Below are 24,416 nucleotides of genomic sequence, written 5' to 3'. Positions count from 1 at the left end.
TAAGAAAATTACTCTCAAAAAAGTGTTTAGATGACAAACACACCGTCATTACGAGGCCTGAAAGGGCGAAGTAATCTTTGAGCTATGAAAAAACCAGGTAACTTTTAGTAAAAAGATGGCTTCATTATACTATCCTGCCGTCAAGCAGATTCGCAATGACAAACACACAATCATTACGAGGATTGAAAGGACGAAGTAATCTTTTTCTACACGCGCTAAATACTCATAACATCAAAAAATACAAACCCACTTCGGAAATCCGCAAAGAAGGATAAAAGTTATTGTCGAATTTTGTAGAAAGAGGTATTTGTAAGCATTTATAAACGTTTATAAATGCTTGCAAATGTTTTTAAGTATTTTTATATGATAATAATAGCAATTGCTATACTTAAAATATGTTTACTTTTATACATATATAATTGTTGTAGCACATCTAAAAAACTAAATGGGAATATTCAATAAAAAGAAGAAATGGGGAAATTTTAATGGGAACATTAATATCTACGATGACTTAAAACCTTCAGATATTCCTAAACTGATTCAAGAAAAAAACATTCATTCACTCCAATTTTTTCAATTTAAAAACCCCAAAAAGGTAACTTGGGACACTTTGAATGAATTCTATCAAAAATACCCAGAAATTGGACTAAGAATAGTATGGTATAACCAAATGAACTTTGACTTTTATTCTCAATTACCTGCTCTAAGAAATTTTGATGTTTCTTCTTACAATACATCTGACTACACGCCTCTGTTACAAAATAAGAATTTAACGGATTTAGGAATAGGGGAAACTAAGTCAACTGCCGTTAATTTAGGTTTCATAAAGGAATTTAAAGACTTAACAACTTTATGGATTGACGGAATGAAAAAAGGATTAGAAAATGCCTCAGAACTTTCAAATCTTGAACGCCTTACATTTCGTGGAGTGAAAATGAATGACATTGATTTAATCAACAATCTTAATAATCTCAAACAATTACGTTTACTATTTGGGAGTTATAAAAATCTTGATGCAATTGCCAATGTAAAAAGTATTAAAACTCTTGAAATAAGCAGAACAAGACAAATTCCGAACTACGGTTTTTTGAAAGGTATGGACAATTTAAATTCTCTTTATTTTGAGGGAATGTCGCAAATGGAAAGTCTTCCCGACTTGAGTGGATTAACAAATTTAAAACGAATTCAAATTGAAAATAATAGTAGGTTAACTGACATAACCAACCTGAATCAATTATCAAATTTGGATATTTTTTTATTGTTCTTCCCAGAAAACTTCAAAGCTGCTTACCGCAAAGAATTATTAAAACAGGCGACTGACTTTCTTTTAAATTCAAAAACGGTAAAGTATACAAACCTATTTTTTTGGCTTGAAGATGATATGAAAGAAAGGTTAAAAGAAAAAGGGATACAAAAGTGGGATTACGGAATGAATATATAACAACGTGCTACAACAATTTGTATATTGCATATACCGCCTTTGGCAGGCAAACGCACCATACAAGAGACGTTGTGCAACATTAGAACAACTCGTCAAACTTATTCTACAAATTGATGAAAGAAAAGTTGTAAAGGCTAAGAAAAGCTTATATTTAAATCGGTTCTGACTTCTAAATTAAAACTCAATGAAACTAAAAATTTATGCCGTAACTGGACTGGTCTTTTTAATCCTGAATCAAATATTGTTACTTCAAGGAACAGAATTCATCCAATCCCAAAAGCCAATTGATTATGTCCATTGGTTACTATTTTTAGGAGTATTACTATGTTCATCCGTGAACTACATATTTTCAGATGGTATTTTTAATAATACTGCCACTGTTCTCACTTCAATAGGAATTATCGCCCTTATAGGACAAGCTGTTATAGATTTTCTTTGGTGGAGTTATGGAACTGATTACGAAGGAATGAACAATTTGATAAATCAAATAATGAGCAGACCATCTATCAGAATTCCATTTATAACCATAGGGCCAGCTTTATTTTATCTTGGTTTGGCAATACACGCTGGAAAACTCATAAGAAAACAGACTCTATTCTCTGCAGTAACGATTTTAGGAGTACTCATAACAGGATTGGGCTCGTTTGTCTTTGATAATAATAGATACATTGTGATTTTAGGGCATATCGTTTTGACAATAGGAATTATTGGCTTACTATTCAAAAACAACACATTGAACAATAAATCAATTGAACTCGAAAAACAATAACGTTGCACAATAACGGTAACCGTTGCGGCGGAGTTGGTTAAGACGAACATCAATTCCTACAAATCAAAATCCGGCTAGCGGAAAAAAATGGTAACTTCCAGACCGCAACGATGGTTATACAAACCCGTTGGCAGTAATTAAAAAACGAAATGAAAAAAGTACTTTTAGCTTTTCTGATTTTACTAATGAATTTGAGTTTGTTCGCTCAGGCTCCTAAAGGAAGATATTTCAATGATATTGAGGGGACAATATGGCAATCTTCAAAACAAGTTGACAAAGAGACCATTTCTGACTTGAAAGATTTTGGATTATCAATAGTTGAAATAGACGCAGATTCTCTCAAATCCAACTCAATTATTTGGACTTTTAATGAGACTTTAAAGATTGAATATCTTGATATTAATACTAAGAAAAGAACTTTAGTTCTCGACTGTAAATACGTTCATAACGAAGAGAACAAAACTTTAGAATTACTAATTGAAAATCAAAAAGTAGAATTCTCCTATGTACCAGTATCAACTGGAGCATATATAGGACTCACAAAAAAGAAAAAATGAACTACTGCCAAGAATGGCAATAAAGTATAGGCCCAACCAACCAAACCGTTCCTACGCTTCATAGCCGGAACGTTACCGAACATTGAGAAATTTCGTAAATGGCAAGAGTATACGGAACAATAGAGTCACTGAAATCCTTAAAATCTGAATTAGATAATAATGGTATTTCCAGATTTAATTCTGTTAAAGAGATTAATGATTTCTTATCAAATTATAACACCGAAAAACTCACTATTCTCGATAATGAATCTGACAAGTTAGAAAGAGAATACTTTGAAACTTGCAATAGCCTAAAACAAAGAAAACAACACAAGGCTGAAATAATCAATTTAGAGACAGAAAAAATAGATAATCGAATTTCTGATTTAAAGACAAAAATCGATTCCATTATTACCAAGGACAAAAACTTTCTAAAAAAACTAATATCAAGTATAAAACTATATTCACTAAAAAAACAATCAAATTACTACGTTAAGAATAAAACTCAACTGATAAGTTCAGCAGTAAAAAGCCTTAACCGAAATATTGAAAATGATGAACTTTTCATAAAAGAATACGAAACTGACAAACAAAACATAATTGAAAATAGAGCAAAATCTAAAATTGAAAAATTAGAATATATACGAAATGTTTTAGAAAGCTCTAGAAATCTAATTTCTGGAGCAATAGGAGAAAATTTAGTCGTAAAAGAAGTCGCAAAGCTCTCAGATGATTATGTTTTAATTAATGACTTTAATCTAAGATTTTCTCGTCCAATTTTTTACAAAAAGTATAATCAGAGAATTTATTCCATCCAAATTGACCATCTTTTAATATCAAAAGCAGGAATTTTTATATTGGAAACTAAAAACTGGAGCAAGTCATCTGTTAATTCTCTTAGTCTAAGGTCACCAATCGAACAAATTGAAAGGTCAAATTTTGCTTTGTATGTATACATTTCGAAAAACATAACTTTACACGAACATCATTGGGGAGAACAAAGAGTCCCGATTCGTAATCTTATTGTAATGATTAATAATAAACCAAGGGGTAAATTTAAATATGTAAGTATAAAACTGCTGAGAGAATTGAATGATTACATAAAATATTTCGAACCTGTGTTAACAGATAAACAATTTGATAGAATAGTAAAAGAATTAATTTGAATAAAAATTAAGGTCAATAACGATAACCATCGCACAAGTCCTTAAAAAGTAATTATCAAATTCCACAGCTTCAATATAAGCGATGATTTGTTTAGGGTATATTATAATATGTTAAGAACATAAAGTTGTTCTAAAGGCCCGTAAAAACTGTTCCCAGGAACACGAATATTCAAACGAAAATCATTGAAGAGTTTTTCTTCATCAACCTTTTTGCCTTGTATACCATTATGTTATCAACCTCATACAAGAAAAAACATTCTTAATGTTATCTTTTTGCTACCTTGTTAAGGGTACGAGATGTTCGGGTTTATAGTAGCTGAATTTCCTTAATGGAAATTCACGAGCATTAATTATCTTTAACAACGGCAGAAAGTCTTCATAAACTTTCTCGCAACTAATCATACAGAAAACAATGTGTGTAATCTAAGAAACGATGGAAGTACTTGAACAAATAAATCAATGGATTAATGATCATCCTGTTTCTTCCAATATTATAAAATATATAGTTTGGGCTGTTTTTATATTGCTTACCATCGCGTTTCTTCGACGATTTTTAAGAAAAAAGCTTCCGGATACCAGGATTAGATATAGATCTCAAAAAGGGGTAGAATTTTTTGGCTACGTGCTGCTTATTATAATCACAATTTCATTTTTTACAGGAAGTATAAAAGACTTTGCGTTAGCTATAGGATTGCTAACAGCCGGAATTACAATAACATTACAAGAGTTAATTTTAAGCGTTGCAGGCTCATTTTATATATTTTTTGTGGGGGTCTATAAACCCGGAGATAGAATTGAAATTAATAATATAAAAGGTGATGTAATCGATATTGACAGTATATATACTACGATGATGGAAATTGGTGAATGGGTTTCCAGTGATAATTATAGTGGAAGAATCGTAAAGTTAAGTAACGCTTTTGTTTTCAAAGGTCCTGTTTATAATTATTCAAAGGATTTTCCGTTTGTTTGGGACGAATTTAATATTCCTATTAGATATGAATCTGATATAGAATTAGCTAAAACCATTGTAGTTAAGGCTGCCTCTGAAACTTTATCTGAATATGTCTCTAAATCTATCTCTGAATGGAAACAGGTGGTAAATAAATACTATATCGAAAATGCTCAAGTCGAACCAACTTTGGCAATAACTATGACTGACAATTGGGTACAATTCAATCTGCGCTATATCGTAGACTACAAGAAAAGAAGATACACAAAACACGTATTGAATGAACTTATTGGCAAAGAAATTCAAAAGACTGATGGTAAAGTACAATTAGCCTCTACCACAGTTGAGATTGTTAGAATCCCAAATATCAATATTGAAAAAGAATGACAAACAGAATAAATGGCAGAAAAAACAGACAAATTAGATGATTATTTAGCACCTCATTACATACATCGGAGTAATTGGTTGAGAGCGGCTGTACTTGGAGCTAACGATGGTATTTTATCAACTGCAAGTATTGCGATTGGTGTTGCTGCTGCGAATGATATGAGAGAGCCTGTTATTTTGGCAACTTTAGCTGGGCTGGTTGCTGGTGCTTTATCTATGGCAGCCGGAGAGTACGTTTCAGTAAGTTCGCAAACAGATGTTGAAAAAGCTGATATAGAGCGTGAAAAGCAAGAATTGAATGAAATGCCTGAAATTGAATTACAACGACTAGCAGAAATTTATGAAAAAAGAGGCCTGAAAAAAGAGACTGCTAGAACAGTAGCTCAAGAATTAACGAAACACGACGCGTTAGGCGCACATATTAGAGACGAATTAGGAATTAATGAAATTAGTCAAGCTAAACCTATACAAGCGGCATTTGCATCTGGTGCTGCATTCACAGTAGGAGGATTACTTCCTTTTTTAGTAACACTATTTCTTCCTTTAAAGAGTATGGAATATTCACTTTACGGCTTTGCCCTATTTTTTCTAATAGTTTTAGGAGCTCTAGCGGCTAAAACAGGCGGTTCTAGTATTGGGAAAGCAATTCTACGAATTACTTTCTGGGGAACTGTGGCAATGGGGCTGACTGCTCTGGTTGGTTATTTGTTCAATGTGAATGTTGGATAAAAAACTACACACAACACCAGTAATCGTTGCACAAGCCTATAAAAAAGGTTGATTAGAAAATCGATGATGTAAGCTCTGGTTTTTGTGAGTAATATTACCCTTTCTAATTCAAGGCATTATTTGTAACAATTTGTCTGGAAAGATTCAGACTATAGTGTGTGATGGTTACCTAAATATTATATTGATCGTTTTCTTTACCGCCTCTAACAATAGCATTATGGAATATGAGATCTGGCTATAGTGGTAAATAAACAAAGGCATACAGTAACTTTTCCAATAATTCATTTGCTTGTGCAAGCCTTTCTGCGAATCCCAAAGCGTCGGGACTCCCGATATTTCTATTCGGTTTGTATTTGCTAAATCCTGTATTGTAAACACACAACGAAATCATACACAAAAACATTGGGCAAAGCCGAGTAACGAAATCAATTTTAAATCGTCTCTAATGAAAAGGTTTAAAAATATGGGGTTAAAAAAATTTCAAAAGTTAGGTGGAGTATGTGCAATTCTTGAGGCTCTTATTTATATCGCTGCTTTCCTTGTCTATGGCGGTGTATTGGTTTACCCTAATGCCAACGCTAGCATAGTAGCCGAATTGAATTTTCTATCTGACAACTATATCACCTTAGCCATCTTAAATTTTGTGAGCTATGTATTATTTGGAATATTATTAGCAGTATTAGTTTTAGCAATACACCAAAGATTGAAAAACTATTCACCAAGCTTTTCAAAATTAGCATTTGTGTTTGGGATAATTTGGGTCGGACTGGTTATCGCAAGTGGAATGATAACGAATATAGGTCTTAAATATGTAATCGAGACCGGAATTAGAGAACCAGAAAATGCAATGCAAATTTGGTCAAGTATAAGTATCATTTCTGAAGGACTCGGTGGAGGAAATGAAATCGTAGGCGGAATTTGGGTGTTATTAATAAGTATAATCGCTCTGAAAGGACAATTATTTTCAAAGCCTTTGATTTTTCTAAGTATTATTGTTGGAATAGCAGGAATTTTAACTATCTATCCATTAGATTTTTTTACAGAGATTTTTGGAATTAGTCAAATAATTTGGTTTCTATGGATTGGGATATTTATGATGCGTAATCCGTCAGTAGTAATGAGAGAATAAACAACATTTGCCAGTAACAATTGCCGCTGCACAAGCCTCTAATAAAAGGTTGATTAGAAAATCGATGATCTAAGCTCTGGTTTTTGTGAGCAATATTATAATATCTTAGGGATGTAAATATCTTCTAAACGCCTTCTTTGAAGCCTTAGAAAGGATTTTCATGATAAAATACACGAAAGCATCGCCTCTGCCTGACTTTGTAAAGTGTTTTTATTGAATTTTAAGTACTTTTTAAGTTGATAAGCAATAGCCGCCAGGTGCGTTACTGTGTTAGCCTCCCCAATGCCAATGGTATTTATTTTTTGAAGTCCCATAAATTGGGTAAGGATTCCAAATACTGGTTCCATAGTAGCCTATCGTTTGGTTTACATAGTTCAGCTTTCTGGCCTTGCCCGGTTTGACACCAATCCTTGCCTCTGTATCGATACTTTGCTGACCATTACTACCATAAAATTCCTTTGTACTAGTGTACAAATAATCCAAAGGAGCTAGTTCTTTTGAACGCCCGTAAAAATTGTTCCCAGGAACACGAACACTCAAACGAAAATCATTGAAGAGTTCTTCTTTATCAACCATTTTACCTTACATGTCATTAAGTTAAAGCAATAACTCAAAAATAGCATTAAGACAATAGTAATTTTTTGCTAACTTGTACAACAGGCAGAAGGTATACCATAAAGGTAATAGCGGTTTAATTATGAAGGAAAAAGTATCAGACGCTGATAGTGAGCTACGTTAAGCCGAAAACGTGGCGTTTCAAAATCCGATACTATTCTTATACCAGATCGTGGCAAAACATATCAGAATTAATAAAATATGAATTTATTGAACAAATTATATCAAATTTTTCTGTCTGAATATGCCAAAAAGCGAATTGAAAAAATTATACTATATATTGCACTAATAGGATTTTCCATTCACTTAATTTTAATTTACCTATCTAAATTTAGCATCATTAATTTTCTTACGGAATCAGAATTTTTTAGTAATCCTATATCTGCAATTTACACCCCGTTCTCTTTTATTCTTATCTATGAAGTTTATTTACTTATATATTACTTGCCAAAGTCATTTACCACCTACATAACCAAACAGTATGAAATAATAACACTTATAATTATTCGAAAATTATTCAAGGATTTATCTGCAATAGAACTTTCGTCTGATTGGTTTGATATAAAAGGGGATATACAATTTACATATGATATTTTGGCATCAATCATTCTTTTCTACCTTATTTTTCACTTTCAAAAACAAGGAATGCGTAAATTAAAGCAACAAAGTAACTCCAAACCAAAAATTGAAAAGTTCATATATACAAAGAAAATTATAGCCGTTCTTTTAGTTCCCATATTTTTTACAATGGCTCTAGTTACTCTTTTTAATTGGATATTAGGTGTTTCTTTAACTTCAACTGGTTATCCTAGTTATGAAACCATTAATAATCTGTTTTTTGACAAATTTTTTACAGTTTTGATTCTAGTGGATGTAGTTCTTCTTTTAATTTCCTTCTTTTACACTGATAAATTTCACAAAATAATAAGAAATTCTGGATTTGTAGTTTCAACGATTTTAATCCGTATGTCATTCGGAGTAAGCGGATTAATAAGTACGATCTTAATAGTGCTAGCTGTTCTTTTCGGATTGGCTATAATCCTAATTCATAACAAATATGAAGAAAATACTTTGATTAATAATGATAACCGTTTTACAAGCCCTTAAAAAGAACAAGATGGATTAGAAAATTAATGATCTAAACCCTGCTTTTTGTAAGCGATATTATAGTCTGCCAAATCCTTTTGGTTTGATTTTATAAATAAAAAGATAAGACAAAATAAAAAGTTTTGGCTAAGTGCTTAATCAAAAGTTCACTACTTTTTAATTCGAGTACCAACCATAACCTGAACACTAGAAGTAATACAGTGAAATACTTGATCGAAACAGAAAGATTATTATTAAGAGAAATCACTTTGGATGACAAAGAGGAACTATTTAAGTTGTATTCTGATCCAGAAGTACAAAAGTATACAGGAGAACCTGTAGTTGAATCAATAGAAGAAATAGAAAAGGCAATACAGACAAGAATTAGCAACTATAAGAAGTACGGATTTGGCAGGTGGGCCACTATTTTAAAGAATGGAATGCATTTTGTAGGCTGGGCAGGTTTGGAGTATCTACCAGAATTTGATGAAATTGATCTTGGGTACAGATTTTTGCCAGAATATTGGGGATCAGGTATCGCAACTGAGGCAGCTGATGCCATTTTAGCTTACGGATTTTATCAACTCCAATTAAAGAAGATAATTGCTATTGCAATGACAGAAAATAATGCATCGATCAGGGTGATGCAAAAAATTGGAATGGAATTCGACAAATTTGCTCCCTACGAAGCTGGGAGTAAAGAAGCTATCTGGTATTGGTGTGACCAACAACTTATAACAAAAAATAAACGTCATTAAATTAAAACGAGCGTTTATTCGAACCGTTATAGCTAATTGACGAAAACAATATAATTACATTAAGACTATCCCAAGATAACTTCAGTATCAATGATACTACTTTGTGTTTTCAAATTGAAATAAAGGTTTTAGAAAATGTTTTATTGGTTCCAAAAAAAATTACTAAGAAAAAGTATAACACAATCTACGCTTGGGATCAATTAGGAATCTTGGCCTATTCAAAAAAATGGTAAAGTAATAGAAAGTCTGGTGCTCAAGCTTAAAGAAGAAGGTTCTGACTTTAGCCCTGAATAGGTTTTTAAAGGAGATTTTTATTTTAATGATCGGAAAGCTACAACCTATTATGGAGCAAATAAAAACAAGAGGATTAAACGTTTTGACCTTGATTCATAAGAAGCTTTAGTGTTCAATAATATTAGCCGTCTGTTTTGACTTACATGAAAATAAAATTGAAACAATTGAAATAACTACTTTTAAAGACTCCTCAATCAAAGAAATACCAAAAAACAAGTATATTGTAAAAGAGATAGATGAAGAACAAGTTGAGTTTTTAGATTTTGGCTTTAAATTATGCATAATTCAAGAACTTATGTATTGTAAGAAATTGATTTCACCAAAATTTGATCTGTTTGAATTTGTTATTTGGTATACCCAAAGGGATATTGATCTTGAGAAAGAAGGTTATGATCCAACACTAAGCCCTACTTTTTGTGAGTAATGTTATGTAATCTGGGAATGTAATTATACTCTACATGGCTTATTGGTGGTAGAAAAGATTTCTAAAGGTAAAACTTGAACACAATTACCCGGTAGAATTCGTGGGTATGAATTAAAACTACGTCTTGACCTTATATGCCGAATCTTCATGAAAAGTAGTAATTAACGCAAAGTCTTTCTTAACGGGTAAATCTATTTCACAAAGGTGCTTTACAGCAAAAAGATTGCCAGAACGAAGCAACCGGTTTAAGAAGGGAGTTTTTGGTGCAAAAAACCGTTCATAACCTAATTCCTTTAAAATATCTAGAACTCCATCTTTTTCGGTATAGTTATACTCAAAAGATATGACCGGCTTATATTTCTGAATAGTATTCTTCATCCCTTTGATCACCTCTAACTCATTACCTTCCACATCAATTTTTACAAAAGAAATTTGCTCGTCGAATTCATCATCATAAACACGCAATTGTATTTGTTCAGAATAGAATTTATTTTTAGATGATGTTGGTACTACATGAGAAGCACCACCACTATTTCCATAAGGAATGTTGATTACTGCTTCTTCATTTTTAGAAGACAATCCATAGTTATAAGCACTTATAGAATCATAAGGGTCAGTATTTAATTTTAGGATTTTAAAATTTCTTACTTGAGGCTCGAATGCAATTACTTTATTAAAATAATTGTTAAACTGAACGGAATGATTTCCAATATTGGCTCCTATATCTAAACAGGTATTTTTCTGAGGATCAAAATCCAAAGAACTCATAATGGTATTGACTATATCAATTTCATAAAAACCATTAGATACGATACTCATACCAATTCTATCATTAACAATTACCATAGGTAGTTGATTCGTATTTTGAGTCCTCATTTTCTGGAATAATTTCCTGACGATATGCTTTATTAAAGATTTCATAGGGGTAAAAGTATCAAATTTTAAAGAAGTTGAATACGATCTCATTTAAAATTTTTACTCGATAATCATAATTTAAAAACTCTCTGGCTAGTCGCGAAGTAGTTTGCCTACAATGAAATTATATTCTCTTCTTTTAGTAAAAAGATTGCTTCTTCGCTTGAGGTGAATCGCAATGACGAATACACCGTCACTACGAGGAGGTACGACGAAGTAATCTTTTTATTCAATTACTAAACACTTACTACACCCAAAAATACAAGCCTATTATAGAAACCCGTAAAGAACTATCAAAGTCATTATTGATTTTTGTAAAAGACTTATTTGTAGAAGTTTATAAATATTCGTAGAAGTGATTTTATCCAATTGTTGGAGGCGATTCTTACCTCGAACTGTAACATTAAACAAATTTACACATCTGTACTGGGAGAATCCTATCAAAGTTATATCATAACAATAGCGGTAATTGAAAAAATAGTACTAGAAAATGAAAAGAATTACTGTAATAACAATGGTAGTACTGATTGTCACTAATTTGAAAGCTCAAAGCAATAGACAAATTTTGGACTTTGAATTTGAGGGAGTAGTGTTGAACGGGGTATTGAATCTTCCAAAAGATCAAAAGCCCAAGGGAATTGTGCTTATAGTACATGGATCTGGAAAAACCAATGCCGTAGCTCAGGAATGGTATTCAGATATAAGAGAAACCATCGTAAAAACAGGTTATGCTACATATATGTGGGATAAAATGGGATGTGGAAAAAGTGCTGGTACTTTCAATTATCATCAGTCTGTTCAAAATAGCGCATCTGAGGCTATAGCAGCAATCAATACTTTGAAAGAAAAGCAAATAACTGAATCAAATACTATTGGTTTATATGGGGTTAGTAGGGCTGGTTGGATAAATCCAATTGTAATAAACCAATACAAAGATATTGCATTTTGGATTTCAGTAAGTGGCGTAGATGATAAAGAAAACTTCGGTTATCTTCTCAAAGAAAACCTAAGAATTGATAGGTTACCTAAAGATTCAATCAACTTAATTGTTGATCAATGGTTAAAAGGAATAAAAATTGCTCACTCTGGTGGAAGTTTCGAAACCTATATGAGTGTGACTAAAGATCTCCAAAACAACGCATTTTGGTTACGGTTTGTTCGCGAGAATATGGGTGAGATGAATGAAGAAGCATACTCTGGTTTTCAAGTACCTCTCATGAAAAAAACTCTTGATGAAGAAACAAGCTTACCGGTATACATTGAGAATTTAGATGAGATCTTATCAAATTTAAAATCTCCGGTTTTGGCGTTATTTGGAGAAACTGATATGAACGTAGACTGGAAAAAAACCAGATTATTATATGAAAAAACATTAGGACAAAATACAGATTTAACAATAAAATCTTTTCCAAATTGTAACCATAATATTTTCGAATGCAAGACTGGAGGTTTCTATGAATTCCAAGATAACAAGTTACCTTACAAGAGATGCGATGGTTTTCTTAATACTATTGAAGATTGGTTAATTAAAAGATAAAAAACTATCTCTAAAAATGTTTCCTATAATTAGTTGCTACCAAACTCTCTCTCAGTTTAACGAATCTGAAAATTATCAAATAGAATCAAAGTTTGACACTGTATATTTAATATTTGACAGAGTATCTTTAATAACTGATTTTGATACCAAAGTCTTAAGAGTAAAATGAAAAGAGGCACACAACAACGGTAACTGGATTACACAAACATCTAAAAAATCTATACTCGTTTAGGAAATCAAAGATCTAAGCCCCGCTTTTTACATTCAAAAATATCTACCCCAAGGGAATTGTGTTCAAACGTAATCAAGTAATCGCAGAGGGTGAGCCGTATTGCGATTTCAGATATTTTATAGATGAATTAGATACTACTTGTCTATAAAAACTATTAGCATGAAGGAAATATATGTATTTTTACATTTAAATATTTGATACATACGATATTTAGATCTAAAATATGAAAGTAATCATTCTCTCTATATGCTTATTCTTCTTTGCTAGTTCAAATGCTCAAAAAACAGCACCTGATCAACTAAAATCAAGAAGTAAAGAATTACCTGTTACCTCTTTGGAAAAAGCTGGTTTTCAAAGAGATTCTATTGAAAACCTATTGAATACTATATATAAGACTCCTCACAAAGACTTTAGAGGACTGGTTGTAATTAAAGATAATCACATTGTTATCGAAGAATATTTTAATACATTTTGGCGAAAGACGATTCATGATATTCGATCGGCAGGAAAAAGTGTTACCTCTTTGCTTTTGGGAATAGCAATCAAGGAGGGCCTAATTAAAAATTTAGATCAGACCGTTTACGCTCTCTTTTCCAAAAATAAGTATTACTCTGTTAATGAGGATTATAAAAAAATCAAACTCAAACATGTTCTTGACATGTCTTCGGGATTGGACGCAGATACAGACAAACCAAAAACTGCAGGCCACGTAGGGAAATGGATTACCAAAGATGATTGGAAAGAGTATCTTCTCAATGTTCCCCTAAAATCTCAGCCGGGGAAAGAGTGGGTGTATGCCGATATTAATGCTTTATTAATTGGTTTCGCAATCGAAGAGGCATCAGGAATGAGTTTAAAAGACTATGCCCAGAAAAAATTGTTTAATCCTTTGGGAATTGAACAGGTTTATTGGTATACTAATGCTTCTAATCAGACTGGAGCTGCTGGTAATTTGTACCTTTCAACGTTAGATTTTGCTAAACTGGGTTTGCTAGTTGTGAATGAAGGAAAGTGGAACAACATCCAAATCATTGATCCAAATTTTATAAAAGAACTGATAACGCATAAGAACTTCAATATTTCTGAGTATTTTTCACTTGCCGATTCATACGGTATGTTTTGGTATAAAACCTCAAGAACTTTTGGTAACAAGAACATCGATTATCTATTTGCATCGGGAAATGGGGGCAATCATCTGGTCGTGGTACCCAAAGAAAATATGATTATCGCACTTACATCAAGCGCTTACGGCCCAGGATATGGGCAACGAAGGTCGTATACCATTATGAGCAAAATTCTTAATGCATTGGATTAAACTTATAATGAGAAATTCTGTAAGTTCGTAAGAGAAACAGCACTTTATGATTAATCAGGCCCAATGTACTTCTACTATATCTGTTATACCAAACAATACTACCACTCTTATAATTATTAAATTTACATGATAAAGAAACTACTCTTAACTCCGTTTCAAAAGTTCATTAAAATCGAAAGCTTTGCTGGAATGTTGCTATTTGGGGCAACAATCGTGGCTCTTATTTGGGCGAATTCTCCATATGGTGAATATTATGAAAACCTTTGGCAGTATAAAATCGGAATATCGTTTCAAAGTTTTGAGTTAAAGAAACCGTTGATTTTGTGGATAAACGACGGCTTAATGGCTATTTTTTTCTTTTTAATTGGTTTAGAACTAAAAAGAGAACTACTGGTTGGAGAAATTAACACCTTAAAAAAGGCAACATTTCCATTTGTTGCCGCATTAGGGGGTGTTCTGGTTCCTGTAGGTTTATATTTACTTTTAAATCAAAACCCAGATACCACAAAAGGCTGGGGGATCGCAATGGCCACAGATATTGCTTTTGCATTGGCGATTTTAAGTACGTTGGGTAAAAGAGTTCCGTTAAGTCTTAAGATATTTCTAACGGCTTTTGCCATTATAGATGATATTGCGGCAGTACTAGTTATTGCTATCTTTTATAGTACAAACATAAATTGGATGTTTATTCTGTATGGTGTTATTCTTATTGCCTTTTTAGGACTGTTGTATTATACCAGAAAATATTCATTCGCTATAGGTATTGTGTTGGCCATTATTATCTGGTTCTTGTTTCTGAAATCTGGAGTACACCCTACCATTGCAGGAGTCCTTTTGGCATTTACCATTCCGATAAAAAGAAGGATTAATATAAAACTGTTTTCAGATCATATTCGTGACATCTTGAGTACACTCATGAATGCAACAGACGACGATGATCAGCATTTACTAACAAAAGATGAAATGAAATCTATTGATAATTTAGACGATCTGGCTTTTGAAGTTCGCTCACCCTTACAGCATCTCGAACACAAGCTTCATAGTTTGGTCGCTTATTTTATCCTTCCTGTCTTTGCTTTTGCAAACGCTGGTGTAGTCATTAGTTTAGATTATGATTTCGATTTTGCCCTAATGATGAATATTGCTATTAGTTTGTTTGTTGGCAAATTTGTGGGTGTTGCATTATTCTCGTACGTAGGATATAAAATGAAAATTACTGAATTGCCAACGGGTGTAAATTTCAAACAAATTTTGGGGATTTCAGCGATTGCGGGAGTTGGGTTTACGATGTCGATTTTTATCGATAACTTGGCTTTTTACGAAGATTTAATAAGTATTAACTCGGCAAAGGTTGGGATTATCATAGGTTCGTTTACTGCGGGAATCGTTGGATATACTATTCTAAGACTAACCAGTAAAAGAGTGGAAAAACATTAAAAACTAATGAAAAATTGGATTCTTCTTATTCTCGTTTCAATTTTAATAAGCTGTACTTCAAAAAAGGAAAAGATACGTTCGAAAAATCAGAATCAAAGCTCCACAAAAGAGGTTAATAAAAAACTATCCGGTAAGGAAATCATCGATAGCTTAGAAAAGCTTGGTTTTTTCGCACTCACAGACAAAAACGAACTACAGGAAGTTAAAATTGATTTTGAAAAATCATATGTAGAGTCAAACTTCTTTCAAGGTAAATTGCGAGGTGAAACGACAGATTTTAAGGATAATCGCTTTTACTGGATTGATTGTGAAGAACTTTTTGAAGTTGGTGGATTAACCGAATATTTGAGTCACGTCCAAAGATCCTTTAAAAAATTGGGATTAAAATTAGAGTTTAACAAAGAAAAAAGTGAACAAAATCAAAACAGTTGGAAACATACGATAGAACTGAACGGAAATGAATATGTAGCCTTCGATGGACAATTTTCTGATCTGGACTGGGGAATTGCTTACGTGAATTTTATCGAGATGCTCAATTCAGAACTAAGAAAACAAGGTTCTAATGAACAATTCTATCCGATTAGCTGTGGTAATAATGGATCTTTTGTCTTACTCACGACAAAGCAATTTGACTTTGTTAGCAAGAATTATCCAAACGACAATGAACACCCAAGCGAAATAAGCTCATGGAAACGTATCAACGGCCTGTAAATTTGTGAATTACCATCACGTCCTTAAGTTACTAATGAATGCACTATAAATGTATTGTCCTGATATGTCTGAATAGCATACTTATCTTAGCAGTAGATGATGCTTGTTTACCAACATAATTAGCATAAATAGTATATACAATTTGCAGGCGCAATTGGAAATCATTAAAAAATTAGATTTATAGTGTTACTTCGAGAGGAGTTTAGCAGAGTTAAAAAGGGTATGATTACCTGAATTGACTAATATCATAGAAATTTCAAGAACTTCTATTGAAATTATCAAAGATTTTTTAACTCAAAAAACGAAGTATCATGAATGAAGAGCATCCCAATATCGCTGTTTTAAAGCGATTTAATCCAACGAACATTGCTGTAGCCGCTGAAGTTCTGGCAGAAGATGCGGTCTGGCATTATTTTAATCCTAAACTACCCGATGTGCATGGAGACTACAAGGGCCTTGAAGGTTTTAAGACGTTTTTCGAAAAAATGGCGAGACGTACTAAAGGTACTTTTAAGGTAAATCCTATTTCTGCAACTGCTATTGGAGATGAACTGGTTGTTGTTCAAACTAAAAACACCCTGAATCTTGAAGATCAACAGCTAGAAGTTGACGTGGTAGTGGTATGGCGTATTGTTGACGGTAGGATTAAAGAGGTCTGGGATATACCGGCAGTATATGTTGCAAAATGAATTGAGAAATAAAAAAAATAATATTGTTGTCATGAAAAAATACCCTCGTTTCCAACGGTAAGAGATTAAAGTCACGATAAACTCGAATTATATGCATTCCCCGTTGTGCATTTTGGATCCATAAAGCTATTTTCGATAGCCCTGCTGAGTATGTTGAAATACAATTTTTCTCCGTTACACTATGAAAAACCGCTTGACTTGATACTTTTTTAGAGTATGAGCTTAAAAATGCACAACAGGTTGGTAGATAATTTCCTGATTAAAATATGTATCTTTAAACCATTGCTCAATAAATATGTAATAGTCGCTGTAGAATTTTCCACAACAAACTATCACCAAGCTGGTAGTTATAGCTCTCATAAATGAAAATACCAAAAATTAAAGGAATAATTGACCGTAGGATTCTCATAAATTATCAGATAGATAGGGTAGTTTTGGAGAATTATCTGCCAAAGCCTTTTAAGCCTAAGTTAGTTGATGGAAAAGGTATTGCAGGGATATGTTTGATAAGATTGAAAGAAATAAGACCTAAAGGATTACCCAAGGAAATTGGAATTTCTTCAGAAAATGGAGCACACAGAATCGCGATAGAATGGACGGAAAACGGAAAATTAAAAGAAGGAGTTTACATTCCAAGACGCGACACTTCTTCAAAATTAAATGCATTCGCTGGGGGAACAATCTTCCCTGGAGTCCATCATCTTGCAGAGTTTTCTGTTCATGAATCCGATGGAAACTATGACGTCGCTTTTGTAAGCGACGATAAAACTTCGCTATCTATAAAAGCTAAAGAAACGAAGGATTGGAATGAAGAAAGTGTATTTGAAAACCTAAACTGCGTTTCTGATTTTTTTGAAAACGGTTCGATTGGATACTCTCCCCACAAAAATGAATTTGATGGATTAGAACTCAAAGTTTATAATTGGAAAGTATCTCCTTTAAAAGTAAAAGAAGTACGATCAAGCTTTTTTGAGAATGAAGATATCTTTCCAAAAGGTTCTGTAAAGTTCGATAATGCTCTTTTGATGAGAACTATCGAACATGAATGGATTGGATTGAAACCAATGAAAGCATAATTATTAGGTAAAAAAAGATCAACCTGATTTAAGGATGCACTGGATATATCTACTAAATTATCTAAAGTTTTTTGAAGGAAAAGTTACCGGACTTTCAAATCCATTTTTTCCAACGGTGCTTAATCCAAACAGATAATTATCGATTACAATACCTTTTAAAACGAAATTATCTACGTCTCCAACGAAACGGCTATGGTCCCAGGTAGGAGAAGTAGTATCACGCCAATATATTTTATATCCTTTAATATTGGGATCGTCTATTTTTTTCCATCTAAATTTAACTGAAGGCTCTACGATACCTCCAATTTCTACTTCTTTAACTGCTGGAGGTGCCCATGCGATACTTGCCAAATTGATAGCATTAACTGAGGTGAGTTTTGCTGCGTAATCGAAATTAACATGTTCAACCACATCTCCATATTTAATTCCATTATCTTCTCGAATGTCTTGGTGCTGCTGTGTATAGTTTTCATGTGCTTCCATAATTCTGATTCCTGCAAATCCAGCATCATTAAACGGTCTATGATGACCACCACGACCAAAACGATCTAGCCTGTATACTAACATAGGGTTCATCTCTGGCATGTAGGTTTTTACATTTTTATGGATATAACGAGCCAATTGGCGGGAGATCCCATCTACTTCACCACCATAAAAACGTCTGGACTTACGTTGCTCTTCAGTTTCTGTTGGAGGGACCGGTTCAGAAAAAATTCTAAAGGTACGGTTATCAATAACACCATCAACGCCTTTGATATTTCCAATCATATCGTTATTCATGATCCCAACGATCTCCCAATTCTTTTCTTTTGCATATTTCGTTAGACCCTTACCACCAAACAGTCCTTGTTCTTCTCCAGATAGTCCAACGTAAATGATACTGCTTTCAAACTGATACTTGGATAACACTCTTGCGGCTTCAATAGCCCCGGCCATACCACTGGCATTATCGTTAGCGCCCGGAGCATCATCGGTATAATTGGTAGGGTCTGAGATACGAGAATCTATATCCCCGCTCATGATAATAAAGCGATTTGGATATTTGGTTCCGCGTTGTATAGCTACCACATTCACTACCCAAACGTCTTTAACGATACGTTGATTTGCTCCTTTTTTAACTAAATCTTTCTGGTAAAAAACTTCAAGACAATCATTACAAGCTGCAGAAATTTTATCGAATTCTGATTTGATCCATCTTCGGGCAGCACCAATTCCTCTGGTTTGAGAAACCGTGTCACTTAAGGTATGACGAGTACCAAAACCCGCAAGGGTTTTAATATCCTTTTCAATTCTATTGGCAGAGACATTATCTATAATATCATAAATTTTTTGATCTGTTTGTGCTATTAAAAAAGTTGTTATTAAAAGGAATGCTGAGGTAAATACTATTTTCATTTGTGCTAATTTGATCGCCTAATTTAAGTAAAAGGGATTACTACTTATCTTATCTTAACAAATTTATAAGATTCATTACAAAATACATTTAATAAAATGAATTGTTAAAATTTAATTACATTTAGATGGTAAATTTGGACTTATGAGAATTTCTATTGCAGTATTATTTTTTTTCGTGTCTACTTTTTTTTACAGCCAAAACTCATCAAAAATAGATTCTTTAAAAAATGTCTTACAAGAATCTAATAATGAACAAGGAAAATTCGAAACACTAACTTCTATTTTTGAATATTACTTATATAGGAATCTTGATTCTGCAGGATCTTATGAAAAATATATAAATGACTTCGCGGGGAGAGCTCCCGAATATTTAATCAATTCACATAGTTTATCAGCCAAATATCATTATTTTAGGTTTCAGCTGGATAGTGCCTTATATCATACAAATATTATTCTTGAAATAGCGAAGAGGAAACAGGATGACAGTTTGATCTCTGATTCGTATAGAAGGATAGCTATTCTAGAGAGTAAACAAGGTAATCTCAAAGCAGCCGAAGCAACGGGAAAGTTAGCTCTGAAAAGTGCTAACAATTCTGGAAAATGGCTATTAATAGCTTCGGCCAATACAATGTTGGGAAATCAGTTTTATAAAAAAGATAATTATGAAACGGCAATTAAGTATTACTTGATAGCTGATTCTATTTACAAAGCCAATAATGAAAGAAGCAGAAATGTTGCTTTGATCTACGATAATATTAGTAATATTTATATAAATTTTAATGATAGGAAAGCGTTGGATTATACCAATGAATCCGAATCGATTTATGCGTCTCTAGGCGATAAAGAAGGAATAGCATATACTCATAATCTTAGGGGAACATATTATCAAGCAATCAAGCAGTATAGAAAGTCTATAAAAGAATATCTTAAGTCTGTTGAATTTTATGACAACTATGGAAACGATTACAGTAAAAATGAAGTATACGTAAAATTGTTAAATAGTTACTCGGCATTAGGGGAATATGAAAACGCAGAGAAGTATCTGAGAAAATCCGAAAAACTAATAACTAAAGAAACTTCTGCAGATTTGAAATTTGAAACATACTTGTATGCTATCCAATTCTATATAGATCAGGGAAAAAATGAAGAAGCTTTGTTGTATCTAAATAAGACTGAGGATTTATTAAAGGATCAAAGTGGTAGCCTATATCTTCATACTTTAAGAGGGCTAAGTGAAGGTTACGCTAAGGCCTTTGAAGGATTAGGTAAATATGATTTAGCATTAAAATATAGTAAAAAGTGGCGAGTTCTTAATGACAGTATTAATAAGCTGAATAATCTAGAACTATCTAAAAATCTAGAAACGAAATATCAGACAGAAAAGAAAGAAAAAGAAATAGTTCTTTTAGAGGCTGAAAAGAAAACCATTGAAATTCAAAAGTCCAATCAACGTAATTTATTTCTTGCGGGTATAGGAGTTTTTTCATTAGCAGGTATCTTTCTATTTCTGGCATTACGTAACCGTCAAAAAACCAATAAAAAGCTGAAAGAATTAGATACTGCCAAGTCAAGATTCTTTGAAAATATTTCTCACGAATTCAGAACACCTCTGTCCTTGATCAACGGACCCATTGAAGAACAACTGAAAAAAGAAGCATTAACTTCTCAGGAAAAGCGGAACCTTACGATTGCTAAAAATAATTCATCTAGATTACTTACGCTGGTTGATCAAATTCTGGATCTTTCAAAATTAGAATCGCATCAGTATAGTTTAAAGGTTCGGCAGTCGAATTTATCTCAGTTCTTGAAAGCGGCCCTATCTTCTTTTAGGTACCAGGCCGAGACCAATCACCAAAAATTTATAGCTCATATAGACTTAGATGATACTATGTATTGGTTTGATCGCGATGTGCTGGAAAAAATAATCAATAACCTGGTAGGAAATGCCTTAAAATACACTCCTAAACATCATAAAATTTCTGTATTAGCGCAAAAAACAAACGCATCTCTTCATTTGGAGGTAAAGAATACAGGCACTGCCTTATCTAAAGAAGAGCTTACCAATATCTTTAGCAGATTTCATCGTGCTCACGAAAATAAAACAGGCACGGGAATCGGTTTGGCACTAACCAGAGAATTGATAGAATTACACAAAGGATCTATAACGGCAAAGAGTGATGAAACATCTACCAGCTTTCAGGTAACCCTTCCTATAGAAGAAAAAGCTTTTAGTAAAGAAGAAATTGATGTAAGAGATATATCAAAAAGTAATGATACCGAAACAGAAGGAGAAAAATTGGATAGGATTTTAAATGAGAGCATTACTGATAACCATAAGGAAGAAGGTGCCGATGATCCTATACTATTGATTGTAGATGATAATGCTGAGCTTAGAGAATATCTTTCCTCATTATTCACAGATGATTTTACGATCAAAACGGCAAAAGATGGTAAAGAAGGCTTTGAAAAGGCCATCAAATACGTTCCCGATGTAATAATTACCGATTTGATGATGCCCAACGAGGATGGACTGCAATTGACCGAAAAGAGCAAGACACATCAAACAACATCACATATCCCAATCATGATGCTTACGGCCAAAGCAGGCGACGCGGATAAGTTAGAAGGTATAGAGATCGGTGCAGACGCCTATGTAACTAAACCCTTTAACACCGAAATTTTAAAAGCCACGGTGCATAACTTACTGGAATCCCGAAAGAAGCTGCAGGAACGTTTTAGCCAGGAAGTGATATTGACCCCAAAAGAAATTTCTGTAAGTTCTTATGATGAACAGTTTTTAAGCAGCCTTCAGGATGTTATGGATGCGAACCTGGTAGAGAGTGATTTTAGTGCCGAGAATTTTGCTGCTACCTTAGGAATGAGCAGAATGCAACTACATCGTAAATTAAAAGCACTTACGGGTTTATCAACCACAGAATTCATACGAAGCCAACGTTTAAAACTAGCTGCTCAATTACTAAAAAAATCAGAAATCAACATTTCACAGGTAGGTTACGCAGTAGGATTTAATAACCATTCGTATTTTACAAAATGTTTTAAAGAACAATTTGGTGTATCTCCATCAGATTTTGCTAAGTCATAATCATTAAATAGGTTATTTCAGTTTTTCTTCCAAAGTTTAAAAACCCTTTATTATAGAGGGTTTTACCCCTTTCTATTAGTCTGTTACATATGTTACAGGCTTTGTTACATTTCTGATAATCCTTTCTCTCTACCCCATATAGTTTTGTGATTAATAATTGAAGTTAGTCCCTCTCTTTATTAACGTTTTGATGAAAAAAAATCCTTTTATCCTCGAAGGAGATATTCCTAAGATGCCAAGTCATGAGATTTACTTAAATGTGAATGCACTGGAGAAAGGTAATTATGAATTGAAAATTATAAGTAAAAATAAACTCATTAAGAAGACAACATTTAGGAAAAAATAATGAAAAAAATCACTTTAAAATTTAGAAATCTAAAATAGTAACATCAGAAAAAATGTAACTCATAAATAATTAACAAGCTAATGAAAACAATAAGATTTTACACAACCATCATCTTCTTAGGATTTATCTTTTCTGGAAATGCTCAGTTTTTTGAAAAACTAGCAAAAAAAGCAGAAAAAGCAGCTGAAAGAACTGTAGAAAGAAGGGTAGAAAAGGAAAGTCAGAAAAAAACAGATAAAGCGCTTGACGAAGTCCTTGAAGGAAAAAAGAAGAAAAAAAAGAAAAAGAAAAAAGCAAAAGGCCCAGTAATTGGTTCTTCAGATTCAACAGAAAGTGAAAATAGTAGCAATAGCGGTGTTACAGTAGAAAGAGCTCCCGATTTTGAACCCGGACCTGTCACCATCTTTGAAGATAATTTTAGCAGAGATAATAAAGGAGATTTTCCTGCAAAATGGGATACTAATGGCAGTGGAGAAGTAGTTGTTATTGAAGGAAAGAAATGGCTGAGATTAGGTGGTAAGTCTCTATATATACCAATGATCAAAGGATCATTACCCGAAAATTATACTATAGAATTTGATATGTACGTGACCGGCCTGGATAGACAAACAAGTTCTCAGGCGTGGATCAAATTATTTCTGCAGGATGCTAAGCTGTTTGAAAGTCCGAGATCGTTCGTTATGGTTGAACTGTCTCCTTGTCCCTGGATATCTTCACCAGGGGTTTTAGAGAAAAAAGAAAATGGTAAAAGGATTATTCGCAATAATATAGGAAAGGATTACAGAGATGTAATTAATGGCAAATCACATATTGCTATTGCTGTAAATGGCCCGAGAATGCGAGTATGGATGAATGATAATAAATTGGTTGATATACCAAGGTTAGTTCCGGCTTCGGCCAATACGTTTAAACTTTTTGTTCAAGGATTAAGAGATGATCCTGATAAAGATGAAGTCTATATCACCAATTTTAGAGTAGGAAAGGCGGGCGTAGATAATCGAAGTAAACTAATTACCGAGGGTAGACTAAGCACGAATGCTATTCAGTTCAAATCTGGTAGTGATGCACTTCTTTCAGAGTCTTTTAAAATAATCAGAGAAATAGCTAACGTCCTTGAAGAAAATGCTGACGTAAGAATTAAAATCATTGGCCATACCGATGCCGATGGCTCAGAAGCAAGTAATCTGGAACTTTCAAAAAAAAGAGCTGTTGCTGTTATGAATTCACTAGTGAACCAATATGGTATTGATAAAAACAGAATGGTTACTGATGGAAAAGGAGAATCGAACCCAGTAGCGTCTAATACTACAAGCAGTGGCAAAGCTAAAAACAGGAGGGTGGAATTTATTAAACTGTAAAAACGAAAACAATCAA

Annotated in this window: 22 protein-coding genes; 19 read left to right on the top strand and 3 right to left on the bottom strand. The window is 33.1% G+C overall.

Features of this window, described 5'->3' with window-relative positions:
• Positions 1-445: 445 nt before the first annotated feature.
• The 7 genes from ACFSJT_RS03390 (at position 446) to ACFSJT_RS03360 (ending at position 7,109) form a co-directional block, all read left to right on the top strand.
• Positions 446-1,441: a leucine-rich repeat domain-containing protein gene (locus ACFSJT_RS03390; protein ID WP_378318789.1), complete on the top strand. Its 996-nt coding sequence runs from the start codon at positions 446-448 to the stop codon at positions 1,439-1,441.
• 184 nt (positions 1,442-1,625) lie between these two features.
• A complete protein-coding gene (locus tag ACFSJT_RS03385; protein ID WP_378318788.1) occupies positions 1,626-2,210 on the top strand; it encodes a hypothetical protein in 585 nt (194 codons plus the stop codon).
• A gap of 149 nt (positions 2,211-2,359) precedes the next feature.
• Positions 2,360-2,767 (top strand): hypothetical protein, encoded by a 408-nt coding sequence (locus tag ACFSJT_RS03380; protein ID WP_378318787.1) that lies wholly within the window; start codon positions 2,360-2,362, stop codon positions 2,765-2,767.
• A gap of 98 nt (positions 2,768-2,865) precedes the next feature.
• Positions 2,866-3,912, top strand: coding sequence for a nuclease-related domain-containing protein (locus ACFSJT_RS03375; protein ID WP_378318786.1), 1,047 nt, complete (start codon positions 2,866-2,868; stop codon positions 3,910-3,912).
• 433 nt (positions 3,913-4,345) lie between these two features.
• Positions 4,346-5,251 (top strand): mechanosensitive ion channel family protein, encoded by a 906-nt coding sequence (locus tag ACFSJT_RS03370; protein ID WP_378318785.1) that lies wholly within the window; start codon positions 4,346-4,348, stop codon positions 5,249-5,251.
• Between the two features lie 12 nt (positions 5,252-5,263).
• Entirely contained in the window at positions 5,264-5,980 is a 717-nt protein-coding gene (locus tag ACFSJT_RS03365; RefSeq protein WP_378318784.1) for a VIT1/CCC1 transporter family protein, read from the top strand.
• A 445-nt stretch (positions 5,981-6,425) separates the two neighbouring features.
• Positions 6,426-7,109 carry a hypothetical protein gene (locus tag ACFSJT_RS03360; protein ID WP_378318783.1) on the top strand — a complete coding sequence of 228 codons (684 nt, stop codon included), beginning with the start codon at positions 6,426-6,428 and terminating at the stop codon, positions 7,107-7,109.
• A gap of 270 nt (positions 7,110-7,379) precedes the next feature.
• Here the strand turns inward: ACFSJT_RS03360 and ACFSJT_RS03355 are convergent, their stop codons facing one another.
• Positions 7,380-7,685, bottom strand: coding sequence for a hypothetical protein (locus tag ACFSJT_RS03355; protein WP_378318782.1), 306 nt, complete (start codon positions 7,683-7,685; stop codon positions 7,380-7,382).
• Between the two features lie 240 nt (positions 7,686-7,925).
• Here ACFSJT_RS03355 and ACFSJT_RS03350 point away from each other — a divergent pair, with 240 nt between their 5' ends.
• The 4 genes from ACFSJT_RS03350 to ACFSJT_RS03340 all read left to right on the top strand — a co-directional run bounded on the left by ACFSJT_RS03350 (position 7,926) and on the right by ACFSJT_RS03340 (position 10,286).
• On the top strand, positions 7,926-8,831 hold the full coding sequence (locus ACFSJT_RS03350) for a hypothetical protein (protein ID WP_378318781.1): 906 nt from the start codon (positions 7,926-7,928) through the stop codon (positions 8,829-8,831).
• Between the two features lie 200 nt (positions 8,832-9,031).
• The gene (locus ACFSJT_RS03345; RefSeq protein WP_378318780.1) at positions 9,032-9,568 is read left to right on the top strand and encodes a GNAT family N-acetyltransferase; all 537 of its coding nucleotides are present in this window, start codon (positions 9,032-9,034) and stop codon (positions 9,566-9,568) included.
• Between the two features lie 35 nt (positions 9,569-9,603).
• Positions 9,604-9,801 (top strand): DUF7738 domain-containing protein, encoded by a 198-nt coding sequence (locus tag ACFSJT_RS20480; RefSeq protein WP_465252805.1) that lies wholly within the window; start codon positions 9,604-9,606, stop codon positions 9,799-9,801.
• Between the two features lie 176 nt (positions 9,802-9,977).
• Complete coding sequence (locus ACFSJT_RS03340) at positions 9,978-10,286, top strand: DUF6892 domain-containing protein (protein ID WP_378318900.1); 309 nt, start codon at positions 9,978-9,980, stop codon at positions 10,284-10,286.
• A gap of 117 nt (positions 10,287-10,403) precedes the next feature.
• On the opposite strand, the gene ACFSJT_RS03335 is transcribed toward ACFSJT_RS03340, so the two are convergent.
• Positions 10,404-11,162, bottom strand: a complete 759-nt coding sequence (locus ACFSJT_RS03335) for an FkbM family methyltransferase (protein ID WP_378318779.1) — start codon at positions 11,160-11,162, stop codon at positions 10,404-10,406.
• 529 nt (positions 11,163-11,691) lie between these two features.
• Between ACFSJT_RS03335 and ACFSJT_RS03330 the strand changes: the two genes are divergently transcribed.
• The 6 genes from ACFSJT_RS03330 (at position 11,692) to ACFSJT_RS03305 (ending at position 18,198) form a co-directional block, all read left to right on the top strand.
• Positions 11,692-12,738: an alpha/beta hydrolase family protein gene (locus tag ACFSJT_RS03330; protein ID WP_378318778.1), complete on the top strand. Its 1,047-nt coding sequence runs from the start codon at positions 11,692-11,694 to the stop codon at positions 12,736-12,738.
• Positions 12,739-13,193: 455 nt separating this feature from the next.
• Complete coding sequence (locus ACFSJT_RS03325) at positions 13,194-14,285, top strand: serine hydrolase domain-containing protein (RefSeq protein WP_378318777.1); 1,092 nt, start codon at positions 13,194-13,196, stop codon at positions 14,283-14,285.
• Between the two features lie 126 nt (positions 14,286-14,411).
• Positions 14,412-15,722 (top strand): Na+/H+ antiporter NhaA, encoded by a 1,311-nt coding sequence (nhaA, locus tag ACFSJT_RS03320; protein WP_378318776.1) that lies wholly within the window; start codon positions 14,412-14,414, stop codon positions 15,720-15,722.
• A gap of 6 nt (positions 15,723-15,728) precedes the next feature.
• Positions 15,729-16,433 (top strand): hypothetical protein, encoded by a 705-nt coding sequence (locus ACFSJT_RS03315; protein WP_378318775.1) that lies wholly within the window; start codon positions 15,729-15,731, stop codon positions 16,431-16,433.
• A 311-nt stretch (positions 16,434-16,744) separates the two neighbouring features.
• On the top strand, positions 16,745-17,122 hold the full coding sequence (locus ACFSJT_RS03310; protein ID WP_378318774.1) for a nuclear transport factor 2 family protein: 378 nt from the start codon (positions 16,745-16,747) through the stop codon (positions 17,120-17,122).
• Between the two features lie 362 nt (positions 17,123-17,484).
• On the top strand, positions 17,485-18,198 hold the full coding sequence (locus ACFSJT_RS03305; RefSeq protein WP_378318773.1) for a DUF2071 domain-containing protein: 714 nt from the start codon (positions 17,485-17,487) through the stop codon (positions 18,196-18,198).
• Positions 18,199-18,255: 57 nt separating this feature from the next.
• Here the strand turns inward: ACFSJT_RS03305 and ACFSJT_RS03300 are convergent, their stop codons facing one another.
• Entirely contained in the window at positions 18,256-19,593 is a 1,338-nt protein-coding gene (locus tag ACFSJT_RS03300; RefSeq protein ID WP_378318772.1) for a M28 family peptidase, read from the bottom strand.
• A 142-nt stretch (positions 19,594-19,735) separates the two neighbouring features.
• Between ACFSJT_RS03300 and ACFSJT_RS03295 the strand changes: the two genes are divergently transcribed.
• Both ACFSJT_RS03295 and ACFSJT_RS03290 read left to right on the top strand, forming a co-directional pair.
• Positions 19,736-22,696, top strand: a complete 2,961-nt coding sequence (locus ACFSJT_RS03295) for a hybrid sensor histidine kinase/response regulator transcription factor (RefSeq protein WP_378318771.1) — start codon at positions 19,736-19,738, stop codon at positions 22,694-22,696.
• 426 nt (positions 22,697-23,122) lie between these two features.
• On the top strand, positions 23,123-24,400 hold the full coding sequence (locus ACFSJT_RS03290; protein ID WP_378318770.1) for an OmpA family protein: 1,278 nt from the start codon (positions 23,123-23,125) through the stop codon (positions 24,398-24,400).
• Positions 24,401-24,416 lie beyond the last annotated feature (16 nt).

Source organism: Aquimarina celericrescens (assembly GCF_042682765.1).
Taxonomy (GTDB): domain Bacteria; phylum Bacteroidota; class Bacteroidia; order Flavobacteriales; family Flavobacteriaceae; genus Aquimarina; species Aquimarina celericrescens.
This window is presented reverse-complemented; position numbering and strand designations above follow the sequence as displayed.

Coding starts and splice junctions, on each gene's coding strand:
- ACFSJT_RS03330 (WP_378318778.1), top strand. CDS start 11,692: ATGAAAAGAATTACTGTAATAACAATGGTAGTACTGATTGTCACTAAT.
- ACFSJT_RS03390 (WP_378318789.1), top strand. CDS start 446: ATGGGAATATTCAATAAAAAGAAGAAATGGGGAAATTTTAATGGGAAC.
- ACFSJT_RS03310 (WP_378318774.1), top strand. CDS start 16,745: ATGAATGAAGAGCATCCCAATATCGCTGTTTTAAAGCGATTTAATCCA.
- ACFSJT_RS03335 (WP_378318779.1), bottom strand. CDS start 11,162: ATGAGGACTCAAAATACGAATCAACTACCTATGGTAATTGTTAATGAT.
- ACFSJT_RS03380 (WP_378318787.1), top strand. CDS start 2,360: ATGAAAAAAGTACTTTTAGCTTTTCTGATTTTACTAATGAATTTGAGT.
- ACFSJT_RS03365 (WP_378318784.1), top strand. CDS start 5,264: ATGGCAGAAAAAACAGACAAATTAGATGATTATTTAGCACCTCATTAC.
- ACFSJT_RS03360 (WP_378318783.1), top strand. CDS start 6,426: ATGAAAAGGTTTAAAAATATGGGGTTAAAAAAATTTCAAAAGTTAGGT.
- ACFSJT_RS03385 (WP_378318788.1), top strand. CDS start 1,626: ATGAAACTAAAAATTTATGCCGTAACTGGACTGGTCTTTTTAATCCTG.
- ACFSJT_RS03290 (WP_378318770.1), top strand. CDS start 23,123: ATGAAAACAATAAGATTTTACACAACCATCATCTTCTTAGGATTTATC.
- ACFSJT_RS03355 (WP_378318782.1), bottom strand. CDS start 7,685: ATGGTTGATAAAGAAGAACTCTTCAATGATTTTCGTTTGAGTGTTCGT.
- ACFSJT_RS03300 (WP_378318772.1), bottom strand. CDS start 19,593: ATGAAAATAGTATTTACCTCAGCATTCCTTTTAATAACAACTTTTTTA.
- ACFSJT_RS03315 (WP_378318775.1), top strand. CDS start 15,729: ATGAAAAATTGGATTCTTCTTATTCTCGTTTCAATTTTAATAAGCTGT.
- nhaA (WP_378318776.1), top strand. CDS start 14,412: ATGATAAAGAAACTACTCTTAACTCCGTTTCAAAAGTTCATTAAAATC.
- ACFSJT_RS03325 (WP_378318777.1), top strand. CDS start 13,194: ATGAAAGTAATCATTCTCTCTATATGCTTATTCTTCTTTGCTAGTTCA.
- ACFSJT_RS03350 (WP_378318781.1), top strand. CDS start 7,926: ATGAATTTATTGAACAAATTATATCAAATTTTTCTGTCTGAATATGCC.
- ACFSJT_RS03370 (WP_378318785.1), top strand. CDS start 4,346: ATGGAAGTACTTGAACAAATAAATCAATGGATTAATGATCATCCTGTT.
- ACFSJT_RS03295 (WP_378318771.1), top strand. CDS start 19,736: ATGAGAATTTCTATTGCAGTATTATTTTTTTTCGTGTCTACTTTTTTT.
- ACFSJT_RS03375 (WP_378318786.1), top strand. CDS start 2,866: ATGGCAAGAGTATACGGAACAATAGAGTCACTGAAATCCTTAAAATCT.
- ACFSJT_RS03305 (WP_378318773.1), top strand. CDS start 17,485: ATGAAAATACCAAAAATTAAAGGAATAATTGACCGTAGGATTCTCATA.